The organism is Williamsia sp. (assembly GCF_016462415.1).
Lineage (GTDB): Bacteria > Actinomycetota > Actinomycetes > Mycobacteriales > Mycobacteriaceae > Williamsia_A.
In genome coordinates this window covers 18,190-22,045 of the sequence record NZ_JAEMTF010000071.1, presented here as the reverse complement: position 1 = coordinate 22,045, position 3,856 = coordinate 18,190, and the positions used below count along the sequence as shown (strand labels likewise).

General features: G+C 71.5%; 2 protein-coding genes. One reads left to right on the top strand and one right to left on the bottom strand.

The annotated features are described in order from the left end of the window. Positions 1 to 92 precede the first annotated feature (92 nt). The gene (locus tag JHC79_RS16235) at positions 93 to 2,573 is read left to right on the top strand and encodes a LuxR C-terminal-related transcriptional regulator (protein ID WP_296392649.1); all 2,481 of its coding nucleotides are present in this window, start codon (positions 93 to 95) and stop codon (positions 2,571 to 2,573) included. Here the strand turns inward: JHC79_RS16235 and JHC79_RS16230 are convergent. After that, on the bottom strand, positions 2,570 to 3,787 hold the full coding sequence (locus JHC79_RS16230; protein WP_296392647.1) for a hypothetical protein: 1,218 nt from the start codon (positions 3,785 to 3,787) through the stop codon (positions 2,570 to 2,572). The genes JHC79_RS16235 and JHC79_RS16230 overlap by 4 nt on opposite strands. Between the last annotated feature and the right edge of the window lie 69 nt (positions 3,788 to 3,856).

The window sequence follows — 3,856 nt, the reverse complement described above, 5'->3', positions numbered from 1 at the left end:
GTTCCCCACCCTCCCGAGGTTCCCGGGTCAGATCCTGCAGGTCCCCGGGAACGTGCTGGGCGGGGTCACCGACACCGCCGGCGGGGTCCTCGGTGGTCAGTGACCTCACGTCGCCCGTGGGCGCGCTGGCCGGGATGCCGGACGCGCAGTCACTGCTGCTCGACGTAGAGGCGAGCGCCGGACGTCCGTTCTGCGCCCACGTCATCGGTGTCGCGGGAAGCGGGAAGAGCGCTGTCCTCACCGCGCTCGCGGACGCGTTGCACCGCATCGGTGTTCCCGTGGTCCACGACGTGCCTCTCGATCCCGAACCCGGGTGCGCCGTGGTGGTCGACGACGCACAGAACCGTGACGACGCCACCCTGGCCCACCTCGAGACGCTGGCCGCGCGCAACGACATCACGCTCGTCGTCGCAGGCGAACCACGCGACCACCGCGACGCGCTCGTCGATCTGAGCGTCGCGCTGCGATCACGCGGACGGGTCGTGGCCCTGCGACCCATCTCCGCGGCGGGGGTGGTCGAACGGTCCGGTCGCCACCTGCTCGCCGGGCCCGCCGCAGCGATCGCCCGCGCCACCGGCGGCAACCGTGCCGCCATCGACGCCGCGCTACACGCCGTCGACGTCCAGGGCCACGGCACCGACGGACGCACGCTGGACACCGTCGCAGCCACCGCGGTCTCCGCCTGGCAACATCGCCTGCTGCGCCGCCTCGACCGAAACGCCCTGGTGGTGCTGACCATCGCCGCCGCCGGTTCGTCCGCCGACCCCGACACGGTTGCGCAGACCGCCAACGTGTCGCGTGCCGATGCGGTGGACGCGATCGACCGCGCACGTGGATCCGGCTTCCTCGGTGACTCGGACTTCTTCCTCCCGGGTGCGCAGGACTCCCTCGTCGCGGTGGTCGGCGCGCACCAGATCGGTTCCACCCGTGCGGCACTCGTCCGGGTCCTGATCGCCAACCGGGCGCTCGACGCCGACAGGGCCATCGCTGCGGCCGACGAGGGCATGACCGATCCGACCCTGGCCGCGACCCTGTGCGACTTCGCGCGCGCAGCCTCCGGTCATCGTGCGGTCACGCTCTGGTCGGCGGCCCGTTCCGCCGGCTCCGACCCCGCCACCACCGATGTCGCCCTCGCCCAGGCCGCGCTGGACGCCGACGATCTCGACGTCGCGTCGCGCATCGCCGACGCGGCACTGGCGTCGGAATCGACCGACACCATCCGCACCGGCGTCCGCGTCGCTGCTGCGGTGGCGTCTCGGCGGGGGACGTACTCTCGTGCCGCGCAGCTCTTCCGGTGGCTCGGCCCCGATCGCGCCGGTCCCGACGCCGCGATCGGAGTCGTCGCGCTGATCGCCTCCGGGGACCGCGAGGGCGCCACCGCGTTCGCCGAGGCCTCCCACAACGCTCCCCCGACCGCCGACAACGCCTCGTCCGGACTGCTCGCCGACGGATTGGTCGCCTCGCTGGGGTCCGATCCGGCACCCGCGCTCGGGCCGGTTCTGCGGTCGATGTCGTTGCGGCGGGTGTCGATGGTGGAGCCGGAATCAGCCGCTGCCCTGGCGATACTGCTGAACCTGCACAGCGGTGATCTCGGCGGGGCGCAGGCGGTGCTCAACCGGGTCCACGAGAGCGGCCAGGGCTACGTCGTGCGGCTGGACCTGCTGCGTGCCTGGACCGCGATGATGGCAGGTGACCTCGGCGAGGCGACCGCGATTGCCACCGCGGTGACCGCCCGATCGCATCGAGATCTGTTGCTACGCCATGCACTTGCGGTCGGCATCGCCCGACGACGCGGCGATTCGGGTGCCCTGATGAACGCGTGGCGCGACGCCCAGGCGATCGTCGCCGAAGCCGAGGTCGATCTCTTCGCGCTGCTCCCGCTCGGCGAGCTGTGGCTGGCCGCGATCCGGTGCGGCGACCTCGCGCGGGTGGCGCATCTGGCCACCGACGCCGGTCGGTTGCTCAGCGATCTCGGTGATCCACCGGTGTGGGCGGCGGCGTGGCACTGGTACGGCGTGCAGGCCGCGATCCTCTCCGCCGACCCGGTGGCGCTCGTACCGCACGCCCGCGCGCTGGGTGATGCCGCGGAGTCCAGTTCGCACGCAGCGGTTCTCGCGCAGGCGGGCCGGGTGTGGTTGAAGGTGTTGCAGGGCGACGACGCGCAGACGCCGGTGGTCGCCGCCGACATCGACGTCGCCGCGCGCAGCCTTCAGCGGATCGGACACGCCTTCGACGGCGCCCGGCTCGCCGCCGAGGGGGCGCTACGCGTCGGCGACACCCGTGCGGCGACGGCATTGCTGCAGACGGCCCGCACCATCGGTCCGACCGCGTCCACCGCACCGGTCGGCGCCGGCGATGTCGGCACACAGTCCGCACTGTCCGATCGAGAGGCCGAGGTCGCCGAACAGCTCGTCCTGGGCCTGACGTACCGCGAGATCGGTGCGGCCCTGTACATCTCGGCCAAAACCGTCGAACACCATGTGGCCCGCATCCGTCGGCGTCTGGATGTGGGTTCCCGCTCGGAGCTGATGTCCGCGTTGCGCGCGGCGGGATACGGAGCCGGCGCGAGCTAGTCCGTCTCCGCCCCGGACCCACCCGTCGACTGGGCGGTTGCGGACGCCGATTGGGCAGCTGCGGACGCCGACTGGGCACCTAACGACGTTGGTTGGGCACCTACGGACGCCGATTGGGCATCTACCGACGTCAATTCGGCACCTACCGACGCAGACTCCGCGTCAGGCTTTCGATGTTTCCCCGTGGTTGCGGCGGCGGTCGTCGTCGCCGGGGCCGAGGCTACCGACGGGATCTGTTCCTGTTCGGCAACCGACGGCGTCGACACCGACGATCGGGTCACCGGGGCGACGCTTTTCGAGGCCACCTGCTTCGACACCGTCGACGTCGCGGCCCTACTGCTCACCGACACCGCGTTCTTCGACTCCGTCGTCGGCAGGGTGAACAGATCGGTGCCCACCCTCACGCCGCTCGGACCGCCCACCGACACGCGGATCAGGTCGCGGGCGAAGTGCGGAATGGGCAGGGCGCCATCCCCGCCGAGGGTGAACGATGTGGGGTCGGCGATGGCGAACGTCCACACGTCGGACCCGGCCGCGTTCTTCGCCGTGAAGATGTAGAGCACGCTGGTGCAGGCTCCGACGCCGTCGGCGCTGGCGTGGCCGTACAGCGCGGTGCAGGTGACGTTCTTGATGCCGAGGATGTTGATCGCCGTGGCGACGCCGCCCACCGACACCGCCGAGGCGGTCCCCGACCCTGCTGCGGCCACCGCGACACCGGACACGGCGGTTGCCGAGGCGGTCCCCTTCCCGGTCCCGATGGCGAGGGCCGCGCTCAGCGGGGTCACCGCGTTCGCCGTCGAAGTCCCACCGACACCCCCGATCAGCGGGGCGTTGAGCGCCTGCGCGGCCAACGCGAACCCGGTACCGGAGATGGTGGCGGTGCCGTTGCTCGCGATCACGATCGCCGACGAGTTGAGGTCGATCTTCAAGAACTTCAACACGGCGGTGAGGTCATCGGGGAGTGCCGCACCGATCACCGACCCGATGGGCGACGCGACACTGTTCTGGCAGTTGACGTTCGACGCCACCGTTCCGCTGCCACCCGCGCACTTCTGGCTCAGCACGAACGGGGCGGCCGCCGCCGGTGCCGTCGGGACCGTCGCGCCTCCGACCACGGCCACCGACGTGACCGCCGCGGCGACCGCTCCGACCCGTGCCCCGGTCTGCGATGCACGACTGCGTGCGCGATGACGTCCCCTGTTTCGTGTGGACACGCGACTCCCCGATGTGTGGTGATCGGCCCCGCGCCGATCACACCGGAGCAGAACCTATCAACACGGGCA